Here is a 3,225-nt window from a genome sequence, read left to right on the forward strand (position 1 = left end):
TGTGCGGGGAGGGACAATCTGCCTGGGGGTACGGCCAGAGGGGAAAAGCCGATAGCCTGGGTAATTTTGTCGGGAATAGGACCGCTTAGCGGAAGGGGCAAGGCTTGCACCCTGCCCGATCACGATTGTTGCCGAAATGCGACAGTCAGGCCCGCACGCCGCTGAAACGCTGTTCCCATTCGGCGCTGTTTTCATCGGTGATCTTGGCGAACAGCACCTCGGGGACGCTAAAGGCGTGACCGGCGGGCAGGGCCTGCAAGGCCTGCGCCACGTCGCCGGGCCAGTCCGCATCGGTGGCATTCATCGCCTGCAGCGTCGATTGCGCGGCAAAGGGGATAAAGGGCACGGACAGCACCCCATACAGGCGGATCAGGTTCAGACCCATGCGCACCTGCATGGCCGCGCGGTCGGGATCGGTCTTGAAGACCGACCAGGGGGCCGCCGATTGCAGGTATTCATTGCCCAGCACCCAGATGGCGCGCAGCTCGGACGCGGCCTTGCGGACCTCCATCGCCTCCATATTGGCCTCGTAGGCGCGGATGCGGGTGGTCAGGTTGGTGATCAGCACCTGTTCCTCGGGGCCGTAATCGCCGCTTTCGGGCACCGCTTCGCCGAATTTGGCGCGACAGAACTTGGTGATGCGGCTGACGAAATTGCCCAGCACATCGGCCAGATCCTTGTTCACGGATTGCTGGAAATTTTCCCATGTGAACTCGCTGTCGCCGGATTCGGGGGCGTGGGACAGCAGCCACCAGCGCCAGTAATCCGCGGGCAGGATCTGCAGCGCGTGATCCATGAACACGCCGCGCCCCTGCGAGGTCGAGAATTGCCCGCCCGCATAGGTCAGATAATTGAACGACTTGATGTAATCGACCATCTTCCACGGCTCGCCCGACCCGATCAGCGTGGCCGGGAAGGACAGCGTGTGGAAGGGCACGTTATCCTTGCCCATGAACTGGGTATAGGTGACGTCATCCGCGCCTTCGTCCAGACGCCACCAGCGGCGCCATGCGGCATCATCGCCACCCGCCGCATCGGCCCATTCGGCGGTCGCGGCGATATATTCGATGGGCGCGTCGAACCAGACGTAAAAGACCTTGCCCTCCATCCCCGGCCATTCCGCGTCGCCGCGTTTCACCGGCACGCCCCAGTCCAGATCGCGGGTGATGCCCCGGTCGCGCAGGCCGTCGCCATCGGTCAGCCATTTGCGCGCGATTGATGTGGTCAGGATCGGCCAGTCCTTCTTGCCGTCGATCCAGTCGGCGATTTCGCCTTTAAGGGCGGATTGGCGCAGATACAGATGCTTGGTCTCGCGCACCTCTAGATCGGTCGAACCGCTGATCGCGCTGCGCGGGTTGATCAGATCGGTCGGGTCCAGCTGCTTGGTGCAGTTTTCGCACTGATCGCCGCGGGCCTTGTCATAGCCGCAATTGGGGCAGGTGCCCTCGATATAGCGATCGGGCAGAAAGCGGCCGTCGGCATGGGAATAGACCTGCTTTTCGGACACTTCGCGGATATAGCCCTGATCGGCCAGACGGCCTGCGAAATGCTGGGTCAGCGTGCGATTGCGGTCGCTGGAGGACCGTCCGTAATGGTCGAAGGACAGCCCGAACCCATCGGCCAGCGTCTTTTGTTCGGCATGCATCCGGGCGCAGTAATCGGCCACGGCCTCGCCGGTCTTGGCGGCGGCCAGTTCGGCCGGGGTGCCATGTTCGTCGGTGGCGCAGATGAACATCACCTCGTGACCCCGCGCCCGCAGATAGCGGGCGTAAAGATCGGCCGGCAATTGCGAGCCGACAAGATTGCCCAGATGCTTGATGCCGTTGATATAGGGCAGGGCAGAGGTGATGAGGTGGCGGGCCATGGCATGCGTCCTTTTCGGAATGGCCGCATCTCTAGCCCTGTTGCGGTGTGAAGGAAAGTCTGCGGGCACTCTGCGCAAAGGTGGGAGGCGCGGTTCGGGTGGATCGCAGGCAGTCATCCGACGCCCAGGTCGCGCGCCACGCCCCCTTGGCGCGGAAGGCGTTGTGCGGCGGCGCAGGGCAGACGTGCGGGGGCGACCGTCTTGACATGCGCAAACCGAACACACAGGTCGGGCTGTCATACAACCGTCACGAGCAACCCATGCCCCAGACCCCCACCGACCGCCGCCGCGATCCCGTCCTGCTGTTCGCCCTGTCCTGCGCTCTGGCCTTGGGCTGGTTGATGACCGGGATGGTGACCGCCGAGACGGTGACCGACATCTTTGCCGAATCGGGTCCGATCGAACAGACCTCGGCGCTGTTTCTGCTGTTGTCCGCGTTGGCGCTGACCGTCGATCTGGTGTGGCGCCGCGATTGGGGGCGCTGGCACCTGGCGGTGCTGGTGCTGGCCGCAGGCCTGCGGGAACTGGACTGGGACAAGGCTTTTACCGACAGCGGTGTCCTGCAACTGCGGCTGTATTCGGGCGACGGGCCGCTGACCCACAAGATCATCGGCGCGGCGGTTCTGATCACGCTGGTCTGGGCCGGGCTGCGGCTGCTGCGCCGCAATCTGCCCGACTGGCTGCGGGCCCTGCGCGGCGGCGATGTTGGGGCTTGGCTGATGCTGGCGGCGCTTGGCCTTTATGGCGTGGCCAAATCGCTGGACGGTCTGGCGCGCAAGCTGGCCCCCTGGGGCATCGAAATCTCGGACTGGGCCAACCGCACGGCGGGCCGCAGCGAAGAAGCGATGGAGCTGTTCGGCGCCATCCTGATCCTGCAGGTCGTGGCGCTCAGCCTGATCCGCCGCGCATCGCACCCCGGTCGTCACCCGGTCTGAGCCACACCCCGCCCCATGAAAAAAGCCGCCCCGTCGGGGGCGGCTTTTTGACGACAAGCGCGGCGCTATCTTACCGGCGACGGTCGCGGCGCGAGCTCATCGGCTGGAAGGCGACGCCGACATGGGCCTCGCAATAGGGTTTGCCCGCAACCGAGGGCAGGCCGCAGAACCAGAACTTGTCGGTCGCGGGATCGCCGATGGGCCATTTGCAGGTCCGCTCGGTCAGCTCCATCAGGGTCAGCTTCTTGGCGCGCTTTTCGACCTCGCGCACCGAGGCCAGCGCTTCGGGGCTGATCTCGTTGGCCGAGGGTTGCGGCGGCAAGGGCTGGCCCGCAGGCACGATCGGACGGCGCGGCACCGGCACGAATGCGGGCTGGGTCGAGGGTTCTTCGGCCTCGACTGCCTCGGCCACCGGGGCTGCGGCGG

At 65.2% G+C, this 3,225-nt stretch carries 3 protein-coding genes; 1 reads left to right on the top strand and 2 read right to left on the bottom strand.

Features of this window, described 5'->3' with window-relative positions; all coding sequences use genetic code 11:
• Positions 1-145: 145 nt before the first annotated feature.
• The gene (gene metG, locus EG885_RS22080; RefSeq protein ID WP_131578978.1) at positions 146-1,864 is read right to left on the bottom strand and encodes a methionine--tRNA ligase; all 1,719 of its coding nucleotides are present in this window, start codon (positions 1,862-1,864) and stop codon (positions 146-148) included.
• A 260-nt stretch (positions 1,865-2,124) separates the two neighbouring features.
• Between metG and EG885_RS22085 the strand changes: the two genes are divergently transcribed.
• A complete protein-coding gene (locus EG885_RS22085; RefSeq protein ID WP_131578981.1) occupies positions 2,125-2,799 on the top strand; it encodes a hypothetical protein in 675 nt (224 codons plus the stop codon).
• Positions 2,800-2,869: 70 nt separating this feature from the next.
• Here EG885_RS22085 and EG885_RS22090 read toward each other — a convergent pair.
• Positions 2,870-3,225: GcrA family cell cycle regulator (locus EG885_RS22090; protein WP_278248507.1), on the bottom strand; the 356-nt coding region annotated here is incomplete at its 5' end.

It is taken from the genome of Paracoccus nototheniae (genome assembly GCF_004335005.1).
GTDB classification, from domain to species: Bacteria; Pseudomonadota; Alphaproteobacteria; order Rhodobacterales; family Rhodobacteraceae; genus Paracoccus; species Paracoccus nototheniae.